Origin of the sequence: Vaccinium witches'-broom phytoplasma str. VAC (assembly GCF_000309405.1) — a bacterium.
Classification (GTDB): domain Bacteria; phylum Bacillota_I; class Bacilli_A; order Acholeplasmatales; family Acholeplasmataceae; genus Phytoplasma.
Genome location: NZ_AKIN01000106.1, coordinates 1 through 247 on the forward strand (window position 1 = coordinate 1; position 247 = coordinate 247).

At 30.4% G+C, this 247-nt stretch carries 1 pseudogene; it reads right to left on the minus strand.

The annotated features are described in order from the left end of the window. Positions 1 to 247: pseudogene (locus RI68_RS02115) on the minus strand (toprim domain-containing protein); the annotation flags it as partial.

Genomic DNA, 247 nt, shown 5'->3' on the forward strand with positions numbered 1-247 from the left:
AGTTGAGATTGAGAAAGTAGTTGAGTGACACAAATGAGACCGACCACGTTTTTAATATTGTTTTGCCAACAACTAATGACATCAAAAAAACCTTCATGAATAATGATGGTTTTCGTTTGTTTAATAAAAGGTAATGCTTCAAAAAAACGATAACTGAAATGAAAAGTAGGTGTTTGACTGAAATTATTGAGGGATTTATATTTAGGTTGGAAATAAGAAACTTCGCGGAAATGGTTTTGATAAAAAT